We start from the raw sequence: 22010 nt of genomic DNA, 5'->3' as shown, positions 1-22010 counted from the left end.
GAAAATCGCACTTTATCAATTATAAGAATTAGGACGCTATGAAAAGCGCCCCTATATTACTTAAGATGGATTATTTGGCTGTAGAGGCTCTTGAATGTTTTTGTGCGACATGACGATGTCTGAAAGATTGCCAATATCGGTGATACCAATGTCGTTTAATAATTTATCAACCAAAGGTTTTTGAACCTGATATTTCATCGCAGCTTTGACCATATTATCGGAAAAATCACTTTCTCCTATACTTGTGGAACCACCTGATGTATTTGATGCACCATTTGACATGTTCCCAACATCAATAATTTTAATAGAATCAATATGTTCCATCGGTTTAACACTTTGCTCGATAATAGCGGGTAATGCTTGCATAAGCGCTATTTGGATGCGCATTTTCACTTGTTCTGCTGATAAAACATTGTTGGCTTCATTGATGGCTTTTTCACCTTCGGCTTGAACGGCAAAACGCTTTTCATCGGCTTCTGCTTGGATTCTAACAGCATCTGCTTTACCTTGTGCTTCAAGTTTAATCGCTTCAGCTCGATCTTGTGCAGCGATTTTCTCTGCTTGAGCACCCACTTTAATCGTAACCGCATCTTTTTCCGCTTCTTCATTTGCCTTAATGATCTCAACGTCTTTGTTTCTGTTGGCAATTGCAACTTGACGAGCCGTATTGATTTTTTCCTCTGCTTCTACGGCTTTTGCACGTGCTTCATCTGCTACCGCTTTTGCTTCAGACTCTTCTTTGGATTTGTTGCTGATGCTAATTTCTTTGTCTTGTTCCGCAAGCTTAATGGTTTTAACTTTTTCGATATGTTGTTCTTCAATTTTTCGCTCAGTAATGATGCGCGCTTGCTCAATCTCTTGGTTTGCAGAGAGTTTAACGGTCTCAGATTTTTTGTTTTGATTGGATTGTTCTATCTTGATGTCAGCTTCTTGTTGTGCCTTTTTCATTTCAATCTCTCGTGATTGTTCTAATCTGGCATATTCCTCATCTTGCTGAAGATTGAGTGCTTCTTTGGTTGTTTGAAGATTTTTTTGTTGAATCTGAACAGCCGTGTCGCGCTCAATATCGTTGCGAAGTTTATTGCGCTCTTCAATAGTCTGCGTAAGGCGGAGTAAACCCTCAGCATCAAAGGCATTGTTAGGATTAAAATGCTCTTTGCCCGTTTGATCAAGTCCTGTGAGTGAAACGGATTCTAATTCAAGACCATTTTTAAGTAAGTCCTCTGCAACTGCTTGTTGAACTTTTTGAACAAAATCGGAACGCTTTTCATGCAGTTGTATCATCTCCATTTCAGCCGCAACCGCACGCAAGGCATCAACGAACTTACCTTCAATTAACTCTTTCAGCATATCGGGGTTGAGTGTTCTTTGTCCCAATGCTTGTGCTGCTTGAGCAATGGAGCTAATCTCTGGTTTAACACGTACGTAAAATTCTGCTTGCACATCCACACGCATACGATCACCCGTAATCAATGCTTGGGACTGTTCTCTTCGCACCTCAAGGCGCAACGTTTGCATATTGACCAATGCAATTTCATGAAAGATAGGAAGAACGATAGCACCACCATTAAGCACCACTTTTTCACCGCCAAGCCCTGTGCGTACAAATGCCATCTCTTTTGATGAGCGTTTATAAAGTCTTGCGACAATCAAGGCAATCGTTATAAGTGCTATGATGGCTGCCCCCGCTATCATTATAATCGTATCATTAATCATCGTTTATTCCTTTTCCAATTGGGATAGTGTATTTTTAATAGCATAAAAGCCTTTGGGTGATTGTTTCGCTAAAATCACCGTCTCACCCGCTTTAAACTCAATGCCACCCTCTTCTGGCTCAACCATAAAATAGTGCGCTTGTTCGTATTTATCCACATACTTAGCCTCTGCTGGAGAACCTTTTGTTGCACGCCCTAGCGTAATCGTTGCCGCTGAGCCTATAAGGTCTTCTTGCGAAAGAGCCGAACTTTCATCGGAGGGAATCACTTTGCGAATTGCATTGGTGGTTATCCTCGTTGCAGGCAGTGCCATCGCAAAAGAGAGCACTATGGCAAGGGCAGAGGGAAGAAAGATTCCCATGACGCCATATAGAATGGATTGTATTAAATATCCAATCGCACCAAAAGATGTTAAAAAGCAGATGATAATAGCCAACAATGGCACACGCCCGATATTCATCCACCCCATAAAATGTGTTAAAGCACCACTAGGTTCATTGATGTCAAAGTCGATATCGGGCAAAAGAGAATCAAACAGTGTTGATAATCCCACACCTAGCAATAGACCAACGCCCTCAAGCAAGGCAATCACAAGCATTATAATCAATGCGATTGTGAAAGGTTGCAGTTCTGGGAGCCAAAACATATCAAACATTCAACGTAGCCTTTAGTGCAGCTAAGCGCTCACTAACTTGATTGTTTTTAGCCAATTCATCAAGTTCATTGAGTTTGGAGGTGTCTTTGCTTGTTTTGTCCGCTTCTCTTAATTCATCGCCCATGACACGGTAAAACGCCTCTTCTGCTTTGTCAAGTTTATCTTTTGTTGCAAGGGAATCAATGGCATTTGGTTTGCTCGAAAGAGCTTTAAGCTCACTGTCCATATCTTTTTTCTTGGCAGAGAGTTTATCAAGGTACTCCTGATAGGTGGTTATCTCTTTTTGAAGTGCGTCCATCTGCACTTGGTTTGCTTTGATTTTTTCTTCGATTGAAATTTGTTCTGCAAGTCCTGCTTCCGCAAGGTCTTCTCTGTCTTCTTTAAGCGCAATTTTGACTTGAGCTAGAAGCTTATTGTGCTCAGCGTTGTAAGAATCTATTCGCTCCTTAATAAGCTTTTGCTTCACGACATCTTTGCCCAGTTCAAGCTTGATGTCACTTGCTACTTTTTCAATCTCACGAATACTCTGCTTCGCAATAATCTCTGGTGAAATACCCTCAGCGGCATCAATAATGGCATTAAGACTGCCCGCAACGATGCGACTGACTCTCGAATAAAACTTCTCTGACATAGCGTCTCCTTTAAGTTTTGAATAGATTCGATAAAATTATAAGGAAAATACAGTATAATGTCAAGACTTAAATGTCTCTAATGAGACAAATATGTCCTAAATGAGACTATTATAGGAGAATACATGGTTACAACTGACGATTTTACAAAACTTGCGATTCTCAGCATCAAAGGCGAAATTAAAAAAAGAGGGCTAGATATGGTCAAACTCACTGAGCTTTTTAAAGCCCACGGTTATATTGATACCACCGAAGCTTCTTTGCGCCGAAAAATCGACAGAGGCGGATTTAGCTTTGTATTTTTTATGCAACTGATGGAAGTTTTAGATGTTGATACGATGAATGTTATTTTTGATGAGAGACTTTCAAACTGTGATCTTAGGCTCTCAAAAAGTTCTTTCTAGCAATAAATTTGGCGAATAAAATCAACCAAAAATGATGTGTTAAAAAAATTTATGATTCATTTACAAACGGTTCACATCCCATTTAGACTAAAGCCCTATACTTTTACATGTAAGACGCATACCTCCTTTTTGTGTAGAACCTAACAACTTGTAATACCAACGCTCGAATTGCCCGGTTCGAGCGTTTCTTTTTTTCCAACCTCCACAAATCTTTCCTTTTTTATCATAAATTTCTCTTAATCTGTAATAATATTGGTTATAATCGAACAGACTTCTTTCATAACCCATTGAAAAAGTCTAACTAATCATAAAGAAGCACCGTGAAACTGATTCATTTTTCGGACACGCATTTAGGCTTTAACGATTTAGACACTCTCAATAATACAGGCAATTGCTTGTGCACTTCAAAACTTCATATTTATGTGATACATTTTACTTATCTTAAAATCTTATTTAGTACCTTTTCAACGAGATAGAAATAAAAGATATGTTTGAGAGCGTTGTAAAGTATGTCAAATTGAAATTTTTTCAAAGGTAATTCACAATTTACATTAACATATATCAAAATGAAAAAAGGGGCTTACAATGGCAAATATTCAATCACAGTATTTTAAAGATATTGATTTAGATGATGCGTTCTTTGACTCTTTAAAAGAAGATTATTCTGAATTTAGTAGTTGGTTCACTAAAAAAGCAATAGAAGACAAACATGCGTTCACATTGTATGAAAATACTAAGCTAATGGCATTTTTGTATCTTAAAATTGAAGATGAGATTGATGAAGCTATCGTTCCAAAATTTACAGAAAAGAAAAGATTAAAAGTTGGCACTTTTAAGATTGATGCACATGGTACAAAACTTGGAGAAAGATTTGTAAAAAAGATATTTGATGTTGCTGTAGCAAAGAAAATAGATGAAATTTATGTAACGATATTTGATAAACATCAGCCACTAATAAGTTTACTTAAAACTTTTGGTTTTTCAGAATACGGTACAAAGACAACATCAAATGGTAAAGAGTTGGTTTTGCTCAAAAATCTTTTTAATCTCAAAAATGATATTTTAAAAGATTACCCTATTGTGCAAACTGAGAATAAACATATATACGGATTGTCGATTCTTCCACAATTTCATACAAAACTCTTTTCAGATTCTATCTTAAACAATGAAAGTGTAGATATACTCAAAGATGTATCTCACACAAACAGCATCCATAAAATATATATTTGCGCCATGCAAGCTGTTCAAAACTTTCATAAGGGTGATATTTTATTGATATATCGTACAAATGATGGACAAGGTGCCGCACGCTATAGGTCTGTTGTAACCTCTATTTGTGTAGTGGAAGAAGTTTTAACTATAAATGACTTTAGTACAGAAGAGAAATTTTTAAAGTATTGTGAGCCGTATAGTATATTTTCAGTCGATGAGTTAAGAAGCTTCTATAGAACAAAGAAGTATCCTTTTATTATCAAGATGACATACAATGTCGCATTTAAAAGACGCGTTACAAACGGTCAAATGATTGACAGTTTTGGTATAACACCTGAGTATTGGGGTGTTTTTAGTGTAACACATGAACAATTTAAAAAAATCATAAAAGCTGGAGAAGTAGATGAAAGTATTATTATCGATTAAGCCCCAATTTGTAGAAGAAATTTTTAACGGTAATAAAAAATTTGAGTATAGAAAAAGTATTTTTAAACGAAAAGGCATTAAATCAGTCGTCATATACTCTACCATGCCCGTGGGGAAGATAGTGGGAGAGTTTGACATTGAAGCCATACTTGAAGAACACCCAAAAACGCTATGGGAAAAGACAAAAAATTTCTCAGGCATTAGTGCTGATTTTTACGATAGTTATTTTACAGACAGAGAAAAAGGCTATGCTATAAAGATAAAATCTTTAAACAAATACGACACACCTAGATGCCCTCATGAAATGTACGATAATTTTACTGCCCCACAGTCATTTAAATATGTAGTTTGAGGGAAAATAGTAAAAACATAAGACAGAATTTAGTAGATGAATGAAAAGTCTATTTCCATAAAGTTGAAATGTTTTATTCGCATATAGTTATATAAATCTTGAAAATTTGCAGAAGCTTTTAATGTAGAAAACTAGACTAAACTAACAAAAAGGAAATCCAATGACACTAAGTTCTGTTATTATCCATGAAATAAAAAAGGAAGCTAATACTACAAATACGGCGACGTTATATTTGTCAAATACTACATTAGATGCTACTAATGGATATGTACTCAAAATAGTTACTTCTTTGGAAGAATCATTTTCAAAAAAAACGCTCAAAAGAGCTAAATTTTCAGATGATGGTTTTCAAGAGGATTTTCAAGACTATAGTGCTATTGATATTGTAAACTTTTCAGATGTTTTAACAAAAAAGTTAAAAAATAAAATTGATGGGATCTCTCCAGCTAAAGGTGGTTATCTTGTTTTTGCTAAATATACAACAACACAAGAATTTTTAGCGATTTTTTTAGTAAGAAATACAGAAGGTTCTAAACTGATTCCAAGTGGTGGAAGTTGGAATTTGGACTCTACTCAATATTTAGATGTTGAGCACTTTGCAATGGGTGCAAAAATTAATTTATCTATTTTAAACAGTAATTCAGAAGATAGATATATATCTTTAGTTCGAGGTAATACAGATATTTCAAGTTATTTTGAAGCTTGGATAGGGCTAGATGATCCAAAGCAAGAAAATAAAGATGCACAAGCTTTATATAATATAGCAAACCAAATAGAATTACTAGCTGGAATGACAAGAGATAGTTTAAAAAGAACTATTTTCGATTATGCAAAAAGTAGCAACGGAAGAGTTGTTAATTTAAGAGATTTAAGTACATATATCTTTCAAGATGAAGATTATATTGCAAGATACTGTGAACAGAATAATGTTGATATAGATGGAGAATTTAAATTAACTGGTGCTAATTTGGGTCGTTTTTATAAAGTTTCTGTCAAGGCAAATAATATTGAACTTACTGCACCTAGAAGTAGTTTTAACCCCAATGAAATTGAAATAATAGATGGACAAGTTGTTATTCATTCTTCAGAACTAGCACAACAAATTCTAAACGCACTTAATGCTGATATTGATATAGAGCAATGAAAACAGAAACTATAAAAAAAATAGTTGATTTATTGGCTAGTTGCACAGATGTAGAAACAGATGAATTAACCTTTTTGTCTAATGATTTAAATAGTCAAACAACATTATTGACTGAGTTGGGCATTCAATATGATGAATTGGCTGAGGGCATTAGTATAAACTTGGCGAATCAAGCCATTTCTATTTATAAAACTAAAGCTGATTGTATAAAACATTTTCAAGGAGATATAGATAAAGAAGTCATCGTAATAAAAGATGAAATAATTTATGATAAATCTGCAAAGTGTAATATATTTTTTGAAAATTTAATCTATTCACAGAAAATTAAAAAGCTAATAGAAGATAAGGAAGTCATATCTTTTAATGATAAAGTAAATAAAAAATATTTTTTACTTTCAGAAAAGAATGGAAAAATTGAAGTTGGTTATAAAAATAAGCCATTGGAATTTTATGAAAATAGTTACAACCTAAAAAAGCTACATGATTCTATGGAGAGTAATTTATCAAAGGAGTATATTGCTTTTTTTAGAGACAATATTATTAAAACTGTTGAAGAAAAAAAAGAAGTTGACGATAGATTTTTTTATTTACTTAGTAAGCTAGAACTCATTATTGAGAAAACTGATAGAGAATACAAGCTGTTTTTAAACAAGTTTTCATTCGATGAGTTCAATTCAAAGTTAGAAGAAGAAAGAGACAAATATTTTAAAACTTTGCAAGATTCTCTTTCAGACTTTTTATCAAAAGTAAATTCACTACCTATCCAATTTGGAGTTTACATTTATATGCTCTTTAGATTTGAAAAAGAAATATATCCATTACTTATTGCTAGTACAATTATTATAATTTGGAGTTTATTTAGTCTTTTTTCGATTTTAACAATAAAAAAGAGCATTGCTAATTTAGCTTATAGATTTGAGAATGTATTTAAAAAAATTGCAGAAAAATCTGGTATTGATTTAAATACGTTAGAAAAAGAAAAAAATGGCATTGATGATAGATTAAAAAATATACAATTATTAACAACTCTTTATCAGATGGTTGTAGTTATTTTTACTATAGGTTTTCTTGGGCTAGCTTATTTTTTTATTATCCATATACCCACGGAGTGGATTGAGTCAATCAAAATTTTCATTCAAAATCTGCCAACTATTTGCGGAAGTTAACAAAAAAAGGTGACAGACTACTTTTTTTCTTACATGTAAAAAAACGATGAGCTTCGGCGTACGGTCATTGCGCCACAAAGCATTTCACATTGAAATTTTTTCAAAGCACTTGAACAATGAAGAGTAAAATAGTTGTCAAAAAAGGGAACTTGACCAATGAGCGAAAATAACATCATCATCTACAACACCGCAGACGGTAAAGCTTCTGTTTCGCTTCTTACCAAAGACGGCACGGCGTGGCTGAGCCAGAGCCAGTTGGCGGAACTTTTTGCGACCTCAAAACAAAATATAAGTTTGCATATTCAAAATATCTTTGAAGAGGAAGAGTTAGCGCAAAATTCAGTTGTCAAGGAATACTTGACAACTGCCAGCGATGGGAAAAATTACTCTGTTTCCCACTACGCTTTGGCGATGATTTTAGCCATCGGTTTTAGAGTCCGAAGCAAACGAGGGACACAGTTCCGCCAGTGGGCAAACAAAAACCTGAGCGAGTACATGGTTAAGGGTTTTGTGATGGATGATGAGAGGCTTAAGAATCCTGATGGTAAGCCTGATTATTTTGATGAATTACAAAACCGCCTAAGAGAGATACGACTTAGTGAGAGATTTTTTTATCAAAAAATCAAAGATATTTATATGACAAGCATTGACTATGACCCAAAAGATGAAAAGACATTAGAGTTTTTTAAAATAGTGCAAAATAAGCTTTTATGGGCGGTATCTTCTCAAACCGCCGCAGAACTCATACACAATAGAGTAGATGTCAATAAACCTCTTTTAGGAATGAACTCTTTTGATAAAGAAGACAAAAATGTAACCAAAAAAGATGTCAGCATAGCCAAAAATTATTTGAATGAAGAAGAGATAAAACTCTTGGGTCTTTTAGTCGAGCAATATTTGGCATTTGCTGAAACGATGGCAATGCAACAAATACCAATGTACATGAAAGACTGGATTGGAAGGCTTGATATGGTCATCTCTCTAAATGGCAGAGAACTTCTAAGTCATGCAGGAAAAATCAGCCACGAAATCGCCAAAGCAAAAAGTGAAATCGAGTATAACAAATACAAAGAGATGGAACACGTTGAGCAAAAACTTCAAAGTTTAAAAGAACTCGAAGAAGATATAAAAAGGTTGCGATAGATGGATAAACTCATAAGAAACGGGGCAGCTGAATTTTTGATATTTACCTCACAAAGTCGAGAAAACAGCATCGAAGTCAAAGTTTTTGAAGAGTCTGTTAGTTCCATTTTGGAACATACTGCCAATGATGGTAAAACCTATAACACAAAATACTATAACTTAGATGCCTTTTTGGAGTTTGATGATAGAGCAATTTTGCACGATGCGGGAAAAATCACTAAAAAGATAGCAGATGAAAAAGCTTTGAGCGAATTTGAAAAATACCGTGTGGTTCAAGATAGACTTTTTAGGAGTGATTTTGACAAACTGTTGTTAGAAGTGAAAAATAAATAACATGACCCTCTCAAAATCTCTCTACACCAGAGCTATTCAATGCCCAAAATCCCTCTGGCTAAAAAAGTACAAACCTGAGGTTTTAACCCCACAGGGTGCCAGTGCCAAAGCGCGGTTTGAGATGGGTAATATCGTGGGGGCTTTGGCGTGTGAATTGTTTCCTGATGGGCGGGAGATACCTTTTAATGCACACGATTTTAAAAGCATGGCGAGACTGACCCAAGCGTATATTGATGAGGGTGTGGAAAACATCTACGAGGCAACGTTTATCTTTGACGGCATCCACAACGGAGGAGACGCCATGAACACCTTTGCCTCTTTACATGTAAAGAGTTTGGACGAGGAAATGAAAGTGCATGAGCAGTTGTTGAAGTACTGTGAACTCGATACTTTGGCGATGGTGAAGGTGCTTTGGAAATTGAAAGAAGCAAACAAAATTAAATCGTAAGGACAAACATGGAAACAGAATTTTTAAATGCAACGTACGTGACATTGGGGTTAAATCTGCTTTTTACACTGGTGACGTTGATTGTCAGTGTGACGTTGTTGATAGGCATTGATCGATTGCTTTTAAAAGAGATAAACCTTCAGCAAGAGATCAAAAATGGCAATGTCGCCGCTTCGATTTTTGCCTCTTCCATCATGCTTTTTATCGCTATCATAGTTGGTATGGGCATCCATTGAACGTGAAAACTTCAACGTTATTCATTATCTTTGTGCTCATCATTTTTCTTGTGAGGTTTGAGCGCAAAAAAGAGCCGTTACCGCCGCTTATTGTTAACCCTGTGGAGGTTGATACACCCAAACCCGTGCAAAATATAGCACGCCATTATGACCTCGAAGTTCCAAAGGCGGGTGAGGCGGAAGATCTTGTGCGAAAACAACATACCAAGATCAAGCAGGTGTCGCAGTTAGGTGAAAATGCCCGATACGGCTACTTTGTCACGAACTACAACCAACAAATCTTCGCGTATGCCAAATCTGCCACCTCAAATGAAATGTACTTTGTCAATGGCTACCTCAATGGTTTTGTTCCCTATAAAGTGGACAATATGTGGGTCATTTTGCAGTATCTGCAAACGAGATTGAAGTACCAACTAGACGAAGTGGGGTATAACGATAGAAAAGAGGTATGGCAGACGGCAAAAGAGTCTTATGTCAAGCTTCGTGGCGACTGTGAAGACCATGCTTTGCTTTTAGCCGACTGGCTTATCGGGCTTGGTTACGATGCTAGGGTTGTCGTTGGTACTGCAAAGTCCAGTGGCAAAACGCCTGTGGGGCATGCGTGGGTTGTTCTGTTTAACGAGGGAAATGAGTATCTTCTCGAAGCAACGAAAAAGTCCAAATGGAACGCTATCCCACTGGCAAGTACACAACCTAACTATTTTCCAAAGTACATGTTCAATCGAACAGAGTTTTGGGTCAATGAAGGTACCATTTTGACAACGAACTACGCAGATGAAAAGTGGAAAAAAAGTGGAAAGTTCATTCCGCATAACCCTTATTATAAAGACTTAGAAAACATGGCATCTTCTAGCCAATAAATTTAAAAGGTCATCCATGATTGATTACAGCAAAAAACTCACCACCGCCAGAGAAGTCAATCCCATCGACAATCTGGACTATTCCATTGAGAGTGACCGTGGGCGCATTCTCTCCGCTCCTGCGTTTCGGAGGCTTCAAAAGCGTACGCAGGTGTTTGCGTTGGAACTCAATGCTTCGATTCGTACGCGTTTGACGCACTCTTTGGAGGTATCGCAGACTGCGCGGTTTATTGCTAAGAGTATTTTGAGCAAGCTTCAAAAAGAGGGGCTGAAAACCTATGGGCTTGAAGGGCTTGAAAATGCGTTTGTCTCTACGGTGGAGATGACCAGTCTGCTTCACGACATCGGCAATCCTCCGTTTGGGCATTTTGCGGAACAGACGATCAACAAATGGATTGCTGAAAATGCGCTGCCTCTGTTTGAGACATTTCCTGCAACTTCGGAAGAGACAAAAGCGCTTAAAATAATGCTTGCCAAAGATCTGTGCAATTACGATGGCAACGCTCAAGCCATTCGTGTCATCACCAAATTACAACGCCTCAATCTCTCCTACACTCAAATCGCTTCGGTGGTAAAATACACGCGTGGTGCGTATGAAGATAAGCCTAAAAAAGGCGAGCCGTTTGATTATTTGATGAAAAAGCCAGGGTTTTATTTCAGTGAAAAAAGCGCTGTTGAAAAGATACAAAGTGCTTTACATGTAAAACACGGACACCGTTTTCCTCTCACTTACATCATGGAAGCGGCGGATGACATCTCCTACCTTACGGCGGATTTGGAAGACTCGGTGGAGAAGGGTATTTTGAGCCTTGACAAGGTTTATGAATTGATCAAAGCGGAGTGCGAAAAAGAGGGTGAGACGTACCTTTTGGAAGTGATTCAAGATCGGTACGATCAAGCCAAAAAGAATGAAGAACCGTACCAATTCAATCTTTTTTTTACGCTCGTACGTGCCAAACTTGTGACCTCGTTGGTGTTTCATGTGGTCGATATTTACACCCAAAACCACGAAGCGATATATGAAGGCAGTTTTAATTCTGCGCTACTGGAATACGACACGAAAAGCAAATACTACAAAGCGATCAAAATCTTACAAACGATCTCCACAAAGCATATCTACCAAAACAAAGATGTGCAAACTTTGGAGCTTCAAGGCTACGCGATCATCAATGGGCTTTTGAGTGTTTTCAAACCGCTGATGAATCTTACATGTAAAGAGTTTGAGGCGTTGTTGAGTGATGAAAAAATAGAGTGTTTCATCGCGATGAGGTTGATTAAGCGCATCTCGTCCAAGCAAATTGTGGCGTATCAAAACGATGTGAAAGCGTTGGAGGGAAAAGACGAAGAGAGCGCTATGCTTTTAGAATTTTATTATCGAACGCGCCTTATCATCGACTATATCAGCGGTATGACGGATGATTTTGCATTGCACGAGTATCGCACATTGATGGCGCTTTAGCGGGCGTGTGCATTTTACATGTAAACATAGGGCGTGAGTGGTTGAAGTTTTTGCAAATGCAGTGCAAAATTACTCACGCCCTTTGACCCCTCTGATTAAACTCTATGCAAATTTCGCATGTATCACTTCGCCATGACATGACGCAAGGTGCCTGTTTTGGCATCTAAGCTGAAATAATTTCTCATTTGAACGAAAAAAAGCACCCTCAATTCTCAACTATAAGTTAGAAAAAAATATAAAACTAAGTTACAAATTTATGTTATTTTTATAAATATTTCAATTATACTCATTTTAGTAGTCATTAATTGGAGGACTGAAATGAGTGACGCTCTTTTAGCTGCATTTACCAGTGCGCCGTACCTTGTAAGCTTTTTAGCAGGGATTATTACGTTTCTAAGTCCGTGTGTTTTACCCTTGATTCCTGCCTATTTATCGTACATCTCTGGGCTTTCTCTTGCGGAGCTAAAAGACGACGAAAAAATGAGTTCAAGCACAAAAACCAAAGTTCTCACCGCCTCTTTACTCTTTATCGCAGGATTTAGCCTTATTTTTATTCTTTTAGGCGCAGCGGCTTCAACATTCATCGGCGAATGGATGCGCAATCAATACGTCGCGGTAGTTGCTGGTGTCATTATCATCATTTTTGGTTTACATGTAATGCACGCGATCGATATTAAATTCCTCAATTACGAACAGCGAGCAGATTTTGGAGGGATGAAAAAGAGTGAGAGCGGCATGTTTAGGTATGTCTTAAATTTCTTTGCCCCTTTTTTACTCGGCATGTCATTTGCGCTAGGGTGGACACCGTGTGTGGGACCGCTTTTAGGCGGTATTTTAGGCATGGCTTCATTTGGGGATGACACGATGCAAGGAACGATTTTAATGACACTTTACGCCGCAGGACTAGGCGTTCCTTTTTTCCTAAGCGCACTCTTGACGAGTCGCGCCATTGGTGTGATGAACCGAATGAAACAGCATTTTAAGCTTATCGAAATTGTGGCAGGTTCGCTTTTGGTGCTCATTGGCGTAGCGATTGCGACGGGTGGCATCAGTTTGCTAACAGAATTTTTCCTAAATCTCGGTTTTAAAGGAGTTTGATATGAAAAAAATCTTTGCCTTGATGTTTCTTCTTCTTGGCTCACTGCTTTTAGCCAGTGATGGTCCAAAGCTCTATCATGATTATAAATCGGGTTTTGAAGCGGCACAAAAAGAGAACAAAATGATGATGATTATGATCCATCTCAAAGGCTGTCCCGAGTGTGCTTACATGGAAAATGTGGTCTTTAAAGATGAAAAAGTACGCGCGTATATGGATGCCAATTTTGTCAATGTCGCCCTTGAGTTTAGAGAGACGGAAGTGCCTGCAAAATACCCACGTATCGGCGTTCCAACGTTTTATATCACCGACAAAGAGGGAAATATTGTAGAGAGGCAAATCGGTGGAACAAGAAGCGATCGATTTTTGCAGTTTTTAGAAAAAGCAAAAAGTAAAGGATAAGCGATGCGAAACATAGTCATTTTAATCTTTTGTGTGCTCTCATCGCTGTTTGCGAACGAAGCGGTTGATAAACTGATGAAAGACAAAGCGTGTGTAGGATGCGACTTAAGTGGCGCAGATCTGAGTGGCATTAAAGCGCAAGGATTTGTGCTAGATAATGCCAATCTTTCGCTTGCAACCCTCAATAAAGGTGATTTTAGCGGAGCCAGTTTTGCCAAAGCCAATGTCTCCGATGCCGAAGCCATTGGCATCAATCTTGAAGGGGCGATTATTTATACCTCAAATTGGAGCGGTACAAACCTCAAAAATGCACGTTTTGTGGGGGCGGATGCCAAAGGGATGTCTTTGGAAAATGCCAATTTAGAAAATGCGGATATGAGTAGTGGACGACTGTGGGCGGTGAATTTTCAAGGGGCAAATCTTAAAAATGTCACGATGAAAGAAGCCCAACTGGGTCAAGCCAACATGACAGGTGTGGATTTGCGCCACACCAATTTAGAGGGCGCCATCTTTTGGGAGACCAAACTTCACGGTGCAAAACTCTTGAAGAAAGATTGTGAAGCTGCCAAAAAAGATGGTGCCATCATGGATGGGAGCACACAATGCCTGTAGTCATCTTTTTACTCCTTGCCTGTATGTCACTGTTTGCAAAAGAGATCACTATCACCAGTGAAGATGGTTTTGTGATGCACGGCTGGTTGGATTATCCCGCGCAAAAACAAGCGAACTATCCCATCGTTTTCTTTGCGCATCAATTTGGCGCAGACCATACCATCTGGAAAGAGATGGCTGGAGAGTTTAACCAAAAAGGGTATGCAACTTTGATGGTGGATCTTCGAGGTCATGGTAAGTCGATTATGAAAAATGGCACCACAGTCAAAATTAGCGCGGATACCCGAATGGATCACATCGCCAGTGCGATTGAAGAGAGCAAAAAGAATGTGGGATTTGAAAAAATAACGGGTGATTTGTCGCAGTGGCTAAGCAAGCTCTCTAGCGAAAAAGAGATCGATATGCACAAGCTGATCCTTGTTGGTTCCTCTCTTGGGGCTGGGGCGATCATCCCTTTGATGGTAGAGGCTGAGCCTATCGCGCTGATCGCGTTATCTCCAGGTGGTGGAGATGAGGAAGCTATCAAAACATCGCTGATGTACTCAGAAGCGCCTTCCTTGTTTATCGCAGGTAAAGATGACCCTTTGGGTGCGCAAGAGCGAGCGATTGCGTATACTAAAGAGGCATTGCGCGGTTCGTTGCTGTTGATTTCAAGCGATGGGCATGGTGTCGTGTTGTTGCCAAGAGTGAAACCGTATATCGATGGCTTTTTAAAGAGTAGTCACTAAATAATCACCATAATATTAGAAAATTTGAAATACATATACTTCGGGAGGAAAACTTGCGAGATACCTATGAAATAGACTCTTTTAAAGAAGAGAGCAGTAGACGAAATTTTTTAAAAAAAAGTTTTCTCTACTCGGCTGCAGCGTTGGCAACGGTTGGTAGCGCTACACAGCTTCATGCTGAGTATCCCATCAATCCAAACAACTTACCTCCGAACAATCCTGACTGGGGATTGAAATGGGGACGGGATAATAACAGCGATCCTTATGGAATGCCTTCTCGATTTGAGAAACATGTGGTTAGGCGTGAAGTTCCTTGGCTGACGGCTGATAGAAAAGCATCGGTTAGCTTTACTCCGTGGCAGGATTTAAAAGGGATCATCGTTCCCAATGGGCTTCATTTTACGAGGTGTCATGGGGGTGTGATTGATATTAACCCTAAAGAGTATCGTTTATTGATTCACGGGTTGGTGGATAGAGAAGTTGTTTTAACACTCGAAGATATTAAACGATACCCAAGCATCAGTGTCATTCACTCCTTTGAATGCGCCGCCAACAACGGTATGGAGTTTCGTGGGCCTGGCATGGACTCCTTGCAAGTCACACATGGAATGTTGGCGTGTAGCGAATGGACGGGTGTTCCTTTAAAAACCATATTGGAAGATATTGGACTCAAACCCGAAGCCAAATGGATGTTTCCTGAAGGCTCAGACCCTGCGGGTGTGGGGCGCTCCATCCCGATAGAAAAAGTACTCGATGATGCGATGCTGGTCTATGCCCAAAATGGCGAGGCGCTTCGACCTGAACAGGGCTATCCCATCAGGCTTTTCTTGCCGGGTTGGGAAGGTGTTATGCAGGTGAAGTGGTTGAAGCGATTGGAGTTTGACACGAAATCGTGGATGGTCAGAGAAGAGAGCACCAAATACACGATGCTGCTAAAAGATGGTCACGCCTTGATGTACAACTGGGTATTTGAAGCAAATTCCGTCATTACCTCGCCGTGTCCTGAGCGCAATTGGGTTGGTCAGAAAAAAGGACCTATCATGGTAGAAGGGATCGCATGGTCTGGCAAAGGAACGATAAAGTATGTTGATATCTCCACTGATGGGGGAAAAACATGGAAGGAGGCTAAGTTCACAAGTATTCAACTGCCCAAAGCCGTCACGAGGTTCGCGCTTAAAATAGAATGGGATGGAAAGCCTATGATGCTCCAAAGCAGAGCAACGGACGATACAGGATTTACCCAACCCGTAGCCACCCAAATCAATGCGGCACGAGGTAAAGAGGCGGTGTATCATCGAAATGCCATCCAAACTTGGGAAGTTAAAAGCAACGGGGAGGTTCACAATGTTCACATCTATGAAGCATAATATCGCGATAGCGGGTGTGATAACACTGTTGTACGCGTCCTCTGCGATGAGTGAATCACTGAGCTATACACCCGCCAATCCCGATAAATACCCCTATCCGAGCGAGACAATAGACATGCACGGCAATAAAATCAACAATGATGGTGCTATCAAAAAGCCTCAAAATTTTAGTGTTAACCATGTGTATGCTTCACCTTTTAGTGCCAAAGGGTTTCATCTTGGCGAAAAAGCGACCAAAGAGCAAGTTGAGGCATGGGATACCGATGTCAGACCGGATGGAAAAGGGTTGCCAAAAGGAAGCATGAGTGTTGCGAAGGGCTCTGAAGTGTTTATCGCAAAATGTGGCGCATGCCATGGCGATTTTGGTGAGGGCGTGGATAAATTTCCTGTGCTTACAGGAGGTCTAAACACACTCAAACTACATCCTCAAAATGGCGGAGAACCTGGCCCCTTAAAGACATTTGGCAGTTATCTTCCTTACATCGCACCGATGTTTTGGTACATTCAAACGGCGATGCCACTCTCTTCGCCTAAATCCCTTACGAACAGTGAAGTGTATGGCATTTTGGGCTACTTGCTCCAAGTCAATGACATCAAAGTCAATGGAGAAGCCATCGAAGATGATACGGTCATTGATGCGGCTTTTATCAAAGCGGTGCACATGCCAAACGAAAAAGGGTTTGAATACAACAATCTAAGAAAATCCGATACACAGAATAAACGGTGTATGAAAGATTGTCTTGATCTTAACAAAGTGACGATTCAACGGATTGTAACCGATGGCACAGAGGTCGAGCCAGAATTTGGAGAAGAGCGCTACTTTTATGGAGAGGTTGGAAGCAAAGCAGAAAGCGATGTTCCAGGGAAAGCAACCTATGTGACCTACTGTGCAGGGTGTCATGAATCAGGTCTTGCAGGTTCTCCAAAGTTGGGAGATAAAACCGCATGGGCAAAGGCGATGAGTAAAGGCTTGGATACGGTCTTAAAGAACGCTATCATGGGAGTGGGTGCAATGCCTCCAAAGGGTGGAGCGACTGATCTAAGTGATGATGCCGTGAATGAAGCTGCAGCATATATGATCAACCAAAGTAAATAAAGGAGTAACGATGATGCCTATCAAATTAGTAATTGCTCTTTCGTGTACGGCGCTACTTGTAACGGGTATGGTAGCCGCAGATAAAGAGATGAGCAAGGATGCGAAGATTAAGCTTGGAGAAGCCGTTTACAAAGATATATCAAGGGGGAACTGTTTAGCGTGTCATACGCTTACGGGTTCGGGGATTGAGCAAGAAGGCAATATGGGACCCAATCTTGCCAATTTTGTAGGACTTCCTGATGAATACTTTTTCAACAAAATTTGGGACCCCAATGTCGATACCCCCAACTCAACGATGCCTCCATTGGGAAGAAATCTTAGGGTAACCAAAGACGAAATAGACGCAGTTATTGCGTACATTAGATATACCGTTAAATAAACTTAGGAGACAACTATGCAACGAAGAAATTTTATAAAAATAGGTGGTTTTATTGCCCTTGGAGTACTTTCTCCTTCACTGTACGCGGGGTTTTTAGAAGATCATGCGAAAGCATTTACGTTTAAAAGTGCCCCTGAAGCCATGGGCGATTTATATGGACAAGCCAAATCAGCAGCAGACAGCAAGGTTGAACTCAAAGTTCCTGATATAGCAGAAAATGGTGGAGCTGTTCCTGTGACGATTTCAACGACACTACCCGATGTTGTAGAGATGTCCCTTTTTGTTGAGAAAAACCCTTACCCACTCATTGCGGTTTGGCAAATCAATGAAAATACCATCCCTGATTTTTCAACACGTATACGAATGGGTGAGACGAGTAATGTTGTTTTAGTGGTCAAAACAAAAGATGGCACACTTCATACGGCAACCAAAGAGGTTAAAGTGACTGTTGGTGGATGTGGTGGTTGATAAAACCTTTCACAGCAATGCACGAAAAATATTATAAATACTTAAATGGAGAAATACAATGGGAATCAAAGTAATAGCAAAAGTCAAAGATGACGTAGCAGAAGTCAAACTTCTCATAAAACATCCGATGCAAATGGTCAATGCAAAAACCAATAAAACAGCTAAATATATCCAAGAGTTATTGGTTAAGCATGGCGGGAAAACCGTTTATACCATGTATCCAAGCGTGGGTATTTCAGAAAACCCTTTTATAAAGTTTATGTTTAAAGGTGCCAAAGTAGGCGATAAAATTGATGTCTCATGGAAAGACAACACGGGCGAAACAGAACAAGGTGAGTTTGATCTCAAATAAACTTTGTAGCTTTTAGAGCTTTGCTTTAAAAGCGTGTCAGGAGCTAAAGAAAGAAGTACTAAGGTGCGTGAGCTTTCTGCCGAAGAAAACTCAGCGTTAGCATAGCTTTCAGAGCTTTGTTTTAAAAGTGTGTCAGGAGCTAAAGAAAAAAGCACCAAAGGTGCGCGGGCACTCCGCCGAGGAGAACACAGCGTTAGCGTAGCTTTTAGAGCTTTGCTTTAAAAGCGTGTCAGGAGCTAAAATAAAAAAGGTGGAACAATGTTAAAAGCAATCGAAAAAATTATCGTAGCATCAACAGTGCTATGTGCCTTTTTAAGTGCAGGGGCATTTGATGTGCAAGCCGAGAAAGATAGGCTTGCTATGCAAAACTATTTTTTAACCAAATTTAGCGATCCACTGGGAAAATCTGCTAGTTATTTTCCGTATGTTGATCCTGAAGAGATTAAAAAAGATTATATCTATCCTGTGAAATTAGAAGATTTTGCTCATGGGACAGCTTCTTGGTATAGACCAACCAAAGAACAACTAGCTGAAATCAATGAATTTCCTCCTTATGAGATAGCCTTGGATGAGGGAAAAGAGTTGTTTTATAAAAAATTTGCCAATGGTAAATCGTATGCGGATTGTTTCCCAAATCCTGCAGTTAGAGATATCTATCCACTGTTTGATACGACCAAAAAAGAGGTTGTAACGCTAGAAGTTGCCATCAATGAATGTCGTGTTAAAAATGGTGAAAACGCATTGAAATATGAACAAGATGATATTGCAAAAATTATGGGGTATATGGCATTCGAGTCACGAGGCAAACCTCTCGCCATTAAAATTCCAACCAAAGAAGCGATGGAAGCGTATGATGATGGTAAAAAAGAGTTTTATAAACAACGGGGTTATTTTGCGCTGAATTGCGCTGAATGTCATATTGCAGGTTCAGGACAGAGAATTAGAGCAGAAGCTTTAAGTCCAACACTGGGTTCGGTAACGCATTTTCCTGTTTACAGACTGAAGTGGGGAGCGATTGGTACGCTTCAGCGAAGATTGCAAGGGTGTATCGAAGACACGGGTTCACTAGCTCCAAAAATGCAATCCAAAGAGCTTCGAAACTTAGAGTATTTTCTAACATACATGTCAAATGGGCTTAAGATAGATGGCCCAGACACACGAAAGTAGAGGAGATAATGATGAAAAAGATATTTTTACTTATCAACGCCGTAGTCATGGTACTACTTTCAACAGCCAATGCGTCGAGCGAAGTTTCGCAGCAAAGTGCTGATATGGCAATTGCTGCTGCAGAAGCGCGCTATGGCGAAGCCATTCATGCCAATGTGGCATGGAGAAAAACCCATGAGTTCATAGCCAAGGCTAAAGTGATGTCAAAAGAGGCTAAATATCAAGAGGCGATTGACTTAGCAAATCGTGCTAAATTGGAGTCTGACATTGCGCTTCAAGAATCGGCTGAGTATGATAAAACGTGGCAAGCTGTCGTCGTAAAATAAAAGGGAGCGTTCATGAGTTCATTAAACAGAAGAGAATTTTTCTACCTTTTGTCCATCTTAGGGCTTGGTGGAACGCAAGTCTTTGCAAAGTCGCATAAGAAATTATACGGGATTGATAAGCTTGAGGATTATTACAATCTCGAAAATTTTGGCAATGCTAGATTTTTGCATATCACCGATACGCATGCCCAATTGATGCCGGTTTATTTTAGAGAACCCAGTGTCAATTTGGGCTATGGCTCTAATTTTGGAAAGCCTCCTCATATCGTAGGCTCCAACTTTGCGAAGCGCTATGGCATCACCAGTGGAAGCAAAATGGAGTATGCGCTGACCTGTCTGAATTACGACGACAATGCCAAACGGTTCAATCGTGTGGGTGGTTTTGCTCAAATTAAAACCTTAGTGGAGCACCTTAGCGGGAATTTTGGCAAAGATAAAACGCTCTTTTTGGATGGTGGCGATACGTGGCAAGGGAGTTGGACATCGCTTCAAACCCGTGGAAAAGATATGGTCGAAGCCCTCAATATCTTAGGGGTTGATGTCTGCACGGGGCACTGGGAGTTTACATACACCCAACAGGAAATTATGGACAACATTAAGCTTCTCAAATCAGAATTCATTGCGCAAAATGTCTTTGTCAAAGAAGAAGCTTTGATGGAAGGCTCCGTTGCAAATGTCTTTGATGAAGACAGCGGAAGAATGTTTAAGCCCTATACGATGAAGAAAATGGGTAACAACAGAGTTGCTGTGATTGGACAAGCCTTTCCGTACACCACTATTGCCAATCCTCAACGTTTTATCCCTAACTGGTCATTTGGCATTAAGCCTGAAGAGATGCAAGAGCTCATCAACACCATCCAAGAAAAACAGAAACCCGATGCGATCATCTGCTTGTCTCACAATGGGTACGATGTCGATAAGAAAATGGCAGAAGTAGTCAGTGGCATCGACTTCATTTTAGGCGGACACACGCACGATGGCGTACCTGAAGCATACCCTGTGAAAAATGCAGCGGGTACAACGTACGTGATGAACTCTGGCTCCAACGGCAAATTTATATCCGTATTAGATTTGGAGATTAAGAACAAAAAAGTCACTGATTTTAGGTATACCCTTTTACCTGTTTTCTCTGACATCGTGCCTGAAGATAAAGTGATGAAAGCCTACATCGAAACCGTTCGAGCACCCTATAAAGCGCTGTTAGAGAAAAAGATAGCCACAACCGATGAGACACTGTACCGAAGAGGTAACTTTAATGGTACATTTGATCAAATCATCTGTGATGCCCTTCGTGAAGTCAAAGGTGCCGACATCTCCATGTCACCGGGCTTTAGATGGGGAACCAGCGTTCCTATGGGGCAGGCGATCACCTTTGAAGACATTGCGACGCAAACGGCGATGACCTATCCTGAAACTTATCTGCGCGAGGTCAAAGGGAGTGATATTCATCTTATTCTTGAAGATGTTGCCGACAACTTGTTCAATGAAGATCCTTTCATGCAACAAGGTGGCGATATGGTGCGAACAGGTGGGCTTTCGTATACAATCGATCCTATGAAAAAGATAGGTCAACGCATCACCAATCTGAAATTAAGCTCAGGCCAAGAGATCGAAGCTGCAAAAGTGTATAAGCTAGCAGGGTGGTCAACCGTTGGGTCACAATCAGAAGGCGAGCCTATCTGGGATACGGTGAGCAAATACCTCGAAGATCATAAGCATATCAAAAGTATCAAACTGGAATCTCCCGATATCATCGGAGTCAAAGATAATCCAGGTATTGAGCTCTCTTTATACAAACGTTAACATTACAAGGACAAAGCGTCTGCTTTGTCCAA

Annotated in this window: 26 protein-coding genes; 23 read left to right on the top strand and 3 right to left on the bottom strand. The window is 39.5% G+C overall.

Annotation, left to right across the window (positions count from 1 at the left end):
* Positions 1 to 60: 60 nt before the first annotated feature.
* The 3 genes from SHALO_RS12550 to SHALO_RS12540 are packed head-to-tail and all read right to left on the bottom strand — an operon-like array spanning position 61 to position 3001.
* The gene (locus tag SHALO_RS12550; RefSeq protein WP_069478814.1) at positions 61 to 1716 is read right to left on the bottom strand and encodes a flotillin domain-containing protein; all 1656 of its coding nucleotides are present in this window, start codon (positions 1714 to 1716) and stop codon (positions 61 to 63) included.
* A 3-nt stretch (positions 1717 to 1719) separates the two neighbouring features.
* Positions 1720 to 2370: a YqiJ family protein gene (locus tag SHALO_RS12545; protein WP_084010922.1), complete on the bottom strand. Its 651-nt coding sequence runs from the start codon at positions 2368 to 2370 to the stop codon at positions 1720 to 1722.
* Positions 2363 to 3001, bottom strand: coding sequence for a PspA/IM30 family protein (locus SHALO_RS12540; RefSeq protein ID WP_069478813.1), 639 nt, complete (start codon positions 2999 to 3001; stop codon positions 2363 to 2365). The genes SHALO_RS12545 and SHALO_RS12540 overlap by 8 nt, the downstream gene beginning before the upstream one ends.
* 123 nt (positions 3002 to 3124) lie before the next feature.
* On the opposite strand from SHALO_RS12540, the gene SHALO_RS12535 reads away from it, so the two are divergent.
* From SHALO_RS12535 to soxB, 23 genes are all read left to right on the top strand, one after another.
* Positions 3125 to 3403 (top strand): DUF6471 domain-containing protein, encoded by a 279-nt coding sequence (locus SHALO_RS12535; protein ID WP_069478812.1) that lies wholly within the window; start codon positions 3125 to 3127, stop codon positions 3401 to 3403.
* Positions 3404 to 3988: 585 nt separating this feature from the next.
* A complete protein-coding gene (locus SHALO_RS12530; RefSeq protein WP_069478811.1) occupies positions 3989 to 5041 on the top strand; it encodes an acetyltransferase in 1053 nt (350 codons plus the stop codon).
* Complete coding sequence (locus tag SHALO_RS12525; RefSeq protein ID WP_069478810.1) at positions 5019 to 5393, top strand: ASCH domain-containing protein; 375 nt, start codon at positions 5019 to 5021, stop codon at positions 5391 to 5393. Before SHALO_RS12530 ends, SHALO_RS12525 begins: the two co-directional genes overlap by 23 nt.
* A 160-nt stretch (positions 5394 to 5553) precedes the next feature.
* Positions 5554 to 6537, top strand: a complete 984-nt coding sequence (locus SHALO_RS12520; RefSeq protein WP_069478809.1) for a nucleoid-associated protein — start codon at positions 5554 to 5556, stop codon at positions 6535 to 6537.
* Positions 6534 to 7703: a hypothetical protein gene (locus SHALO_RS12515; protein WP_069478808.1), complete on the top strand. Its 1170-nt coding sequence runs from the start codon at positions 6534 to 6536 to the stop codon at positions 7701 to 7703. The genes SHALO_RS12520 and SHALO_RS12515 overlap by 4 nt, the downstream gene beginning before the upstream one ends.
* A 156-nt stretch (positions 7704 to 7859) precedes the next feature.
* On the top strand, positions 7860 to 8846 hold the full coding sequence (locus tag SHALO_RS12510) for a virulence RhuM family protein (protein WP_069478807.1): 987 nt from the start codon (positions 7860 to 7862) through the stop codon (positions 8844 to 8846).
* Positions 8847 to 9179, top strand: coding sequence for a virulence RhuM family protein (locus SHALO_RS12505; protein WP_069478806.1), 333 nt, complete (start codon positions 8847 to 8849; stop codon positions 9177 to 9179).
* A gap of 1 nt (position 9180) precedes the next feature.
* Positions 9181 to 9627 (top strand): hypothetical protein, encoded by a 447-nt coding sequence (locus SHALO_RS15565; protein WP_069478805.1) that lies wholly within the window; start codon positions 9181 to 9183, stop codon positions 9625 to 9627.
* Positions 9628 to 9635: 8 nt separating this feature from the next.
* Positions 9636 to 9863, top strand: a complete 228-nt coding sequence (locus SHALO_RS12495; RefSeq protein WP_069478804.1) for a DUF350 domain-containing protein — start codon at positions 9636 to 9638, stop codon at positions 9861 to 9863.
* A 2-nt stretch (positions 9864 to 9865) separates the two neighbouring features.
* Positions 9866 to 10723 carry a transglutaminase-like domain-containing protein gene (locus SHALO_RS12490; protein WP_238585329.1) on the top strand — a complete coding sequence of 286 codons (858 nt, stop codon included), beginning with the start codon at positions 9866 to 9868 and terminating at the stop codon, positions 10721 to 10723.
* A gap of 16 nt (positions 10724 to 10739) precedes the next feature.
* Complete coding sequence (gene dgt / locus SHALO_RS12485; RefSeq protein WP_069478802.1) at positions 10740 to 12182, top strand: dGTPase; 1443 nt, start codon at positions 10740 to 10742, stop codon at positions 12180 to 12182.
* Between the two features lie 318 nt (positions 12183 to 12500).
* A complete protein-coding gene (locus SHALO_RS12480; RefSeq protein ID WP_069478801.1) occupies positions 12501 to 13280 on the top strand; it encodes a cytochrome c biogenesis CcdA family protein in 780 nt (259 codons plus the stop codon).
* A 1-nt stretch (position 13281) separates the two neighbouring features.
* The gene (locus tag SHALO_RS12475; protein WP_069478800.1) at positions 13282 to 13680 is read left to right on the top strand and encodes a thioredoxin family protein; all 399 of its coding nucleotides are present in this window, start codon (positions 13282 to 13284) and stop codon (positions 13678 to 13680) included.
* A 3-nt stretch (positions 13681 to 13683) separates the two neighbouring features.
* Positions 13684 to 14292: a pentapeptide repeat-containing protein gene (locus tag SHALO_RS12470; RefSeq protein WP_069478799.1), complete on the top strand. Its 609-nt coding sequence runs from the start codon at positions 13684 to 13686 to the stop codon at positions 14290 to 14292.
* On the top strand, positions 14283 to 15020 hold the full coding sequence (locus tag SHALO_RS12465) for an alpha/beta hydrolase (RefSeq protein WP_069478798.1): 738 nt from the start codon (positions 14283 to 14285) through the stop codon (positions 15018 to 15020). Before SHALO_RS12470 ends, SHALO_RS12465 begins: the two co-directional genes overlap by 10 nt.
* A 53-nt stretch (positions 15021 to 15073) precedes the next feature.
* Positions 15074 to 16387, top strand: coding sequence for a sulfite dehydrogenase (soxC, locus tag SHALO_RS12460; protein WP_145923261.1), 1314 nt, complete (start codon positions 15074 to 15076; stop codon positions 16385 to 16387).
* Positions 16365 to 17483 carry a c-type cytochrome gene (locus SHALO_RS12455; RefSeq protein WP_069478797.1) on the top strand — a complete coding sequence of 373 codons (1119 nt, stop codon included), beginning with the start codon at positions 16365 to 16367 and terminating at the stop codon, positions 17481 to 17483. The genes soxC and SHALO_RS12455 overlap by 23 nt, the downstream gene beginning before the upstream one ends.
* Before the next feature lie 10 nt (positions 17484 to 17493).
* Positions 17494 to 17862, top strand: coding sequence for a sulfur oxidation c-type cytochrome SoxX (gene soxX / locus SHALO_RS12450; protein WP_069478796.1), 369 nt, complete (start codon positions 17494 to 17496; stop codon positions 17860 to 17862).
* 15 nt (positions 17863 to 17877) lie between these two features.
* Complete coding sequence (soxY, locus tag SHALO_RS12445; protein ID WP_069478795.1) at positions 17878 to 18330, top strand: thiosulfate oxidation carrier protein SoxY; 453 nt, start codon at positions 17878 to 17880, stop codon at positions 18328 to 18330.
* A 58-nt stretch (positions 18331 to 18388) separates the two neighbouring features.
* Complete coding sequence (gene soxZ / locus SHALO_RS12440; RefSeq protein WP_069478794.1) at positions 18389 to 18682, top strand: thiosulfate oxidation carrier complex protein SoxZ; 294 nt, start codon at positions 18389 to 18391, stop codon at positions 18680 to 18682.
* Between the two features lie 258 nt (positions 18683 to 18940).
* Positions 18941 to 19849, top strand: coding sequence for a sulfur oxidation c-type cytochrome SoxA (gene soxA, locus SHALO_RS12435; protein ID WP_069478793.1), 909 nt, complete (start codon positions 18941 to 18943; stop codon positions 19847 to 19849).
* An 8-nt stretch (positions 19850 to 19857) separates the two neighbouring features.
* The gene (locus SHALO_RS12430) at positions 19858 to 20175 is read left to right on the top strand and encodes a hypothetical protein (RefSeq protein WP_145923260.1); all 318 of its coding nucleotides are present in this window, start codon (positions 19858 to 19860) and stop codon (positions 20173 to 20175) included.
* 12 nt (positions 20176 to 20187) lie between these two features.
* Positions 20188 to 21978, top strand: coding sequence for a thiosulfohydrolase SoxB (gene soxB, locus SHALO_RS12425; RefSeq protein ID WP_069478791.1), 1791 nt, complete (start codon positions 20188 to 20190; stop codon positions 21976 to 21978).
* Positions 21979 to 22010: the final 32 nt, after the last annotated feature.

The sequence above is a fragment of the Sulfurospirillum halorespirans DSM 13726 genome, from assembly GCF_001723605.1.
Taxonomy (GTDB): Bacteria; Campylobacterota; Campylobacteria; order Campylobacterales; family Sulfurospirillaceae; genus Sulfurospirillum; species Sulfurospirillum halorespirans.
Note: the sequence above shows the minus strand (reverse complement) of the source record. Positions and strands in the feature narration are given on the sequence as shown.

Bases quoted from the DNA above. Each gene is read 5' to 3' on its own strand.
- SHALO_RS12465 (WP_069478798.1), top strand. From the start codon at position 14,283: ATGCCTGTAGTCATCTTTTTACTCCTTGCCTGTATGTCACTGTTTGCA.
- SHALO_RS12535 (WP_069478812.1), top strand. From the start codon at position 3,125: ATGGTTACAACTGACGATTTTACAAAACTTGCGATTCTCAGCATCAAA.
- SHALO_RS12480 (WP_069478801.1), top strand. From the start codon at position 12,501: ATGAGTGACGCTCTTTTAGCTGCATTTACCAGTGCGCCGTACCTTGTA.
- SHALO_RS12505 (WP_069478806.1), top strand. From the start codon at position 8,847: ATGGATAAACTCATAAGAAACGGGGCAGCTGAATTTTTGATATTTACC.
- SHALO_RS12430 (WP_145923260.1), top strand. From the start codon at position 19,858: ATGATGAAAAAGATATTTTTACTTATCAACGCCGTAGTCATGGTACTA.
- soxZ (WP_069478794.1), top strand. From the start codon at position 18,389: ATGGGAATCAAAGTAATAGCAAAAGTCAAAGATGACGTAGCAGAAGTC.
- soxA (WP_069478793.1), top strand. From the start codon at position 18,941: ATGTTAAAAGCAATCGAAAAAATTATCGTAGCATCAACAGTGCTATGT.
- SHALO_RS12545 (WP_084010922.1), bottom strand. From the start codon at position 2,370: ATGTTTGATATGTTTTGGCTCCCAGAACTGCAACCTTTCACAATCGCA.
- SHALO_RS12470 (WP_069478799.1), top strand. From the start codon at position 13,684: ATGCGAAACATAGTCATTTTAATCTTTTGTGTGCTCTCATCGCTGTTT.
- SHALO_RS12540 (WP_069478813.1), bottom strand. From the start codon at position 3,001: ATGTCAGAGAAGTTTTATTCGAGAGTCAGTCGCATCGTTGCGGGCAGT.
- soxX (WP_069478796.1), top strand. From the start codon at position 17,494: ATGATGCCTATCAAATTAGTAATTGCTCTTTCGTGTACGGCGCTACTT.
- SHALO_RS15565 (WP_069478805.1), top strand. From the start codon at position 9,181: ATGACCCTCTCAAAATCTCTCTACACCAGAGCTATTCAATGCCCAAAA.
- SHALO_RS12515 (WP_069478808.1), top strand. From the start codon at position 6,534: ATGAAAACAGAAACTATAAAAAAAATAGTTGATTTATTGGCTAGTTGC.
- SHALO_RS12530 (WP_069478811.1), top strand. From the start codon at position 3,989: ATGGCAAATATTCAATCACAGTATTTTAAAGATATTGATTTAGATGAT.
- soxY (WP_069478795.1), top strand. From the start codon at position 17,878: ATGCAACGAAGAAATTTTATAAAAATAGGTGGTTTTATTGCCCTTGGA.
- SHALO_RS12520 (WP_069478809.1), top strand. From the start codon at position 5,554: ATGACACTAAGTTCTGTTATTATCCATGAAATAAAAAAGGAAGCTAAT.
- dgt (WP_069478802.1), top strand. From the start codon at position 10,740: ATGATTGATTACAGCAAAAAACTCACCACCGCCAGAGAAGTCAATCCC.
- SHALO_RS12550 (WP_069478814.1), bottom strand. From the start codon at position 1,716: ATGATTAATGATACGATTATAATGATAGCGGGGGCAGCCATCATAGCA.
- soxB (WP_069478791.1), top strand. From the start codon at position 20,188: ATGAGTTCATTAAACAGAAGAGAATTTTTCTACCTTTTGTCCATCTTA.
- SHALO_RS12525 (WP_069478810.1), top strand. From the start codon at position 5,019: ATGAAAGTATTATTATCGATTAAGCCCCAATTTGTAGAAGAAATTTTT.
- SHALO_RS12495 (WP_069478804.1), top strand. From the start codon at position 9,636: ATGGAAACAGAATTTTTAAATGCAACGTACGTGACATTGGGGTTAAAT.
- SHALO_RS12455 (WP_069478797.1), top strand. From the start codon at position 16,365: ATGTTCACATCTATGAAGCATAATATCGCGATAGCGGGTGTGATAACA.
- SHALO_RS12475 (WP_069478800.1), top strand. From the start codon at position 13,282: ATGAAAAAAATCTTTGCCTTGATGTTTCTTCTTCTTGGCTCACTGCTT.
- SHALO_RS12510 (WP_069478807.1), top strand. From the start codon at position 7,860: ATGAGCGAAAATAACATCATCATCTACAACACCGCAGACGGTAAAGCT.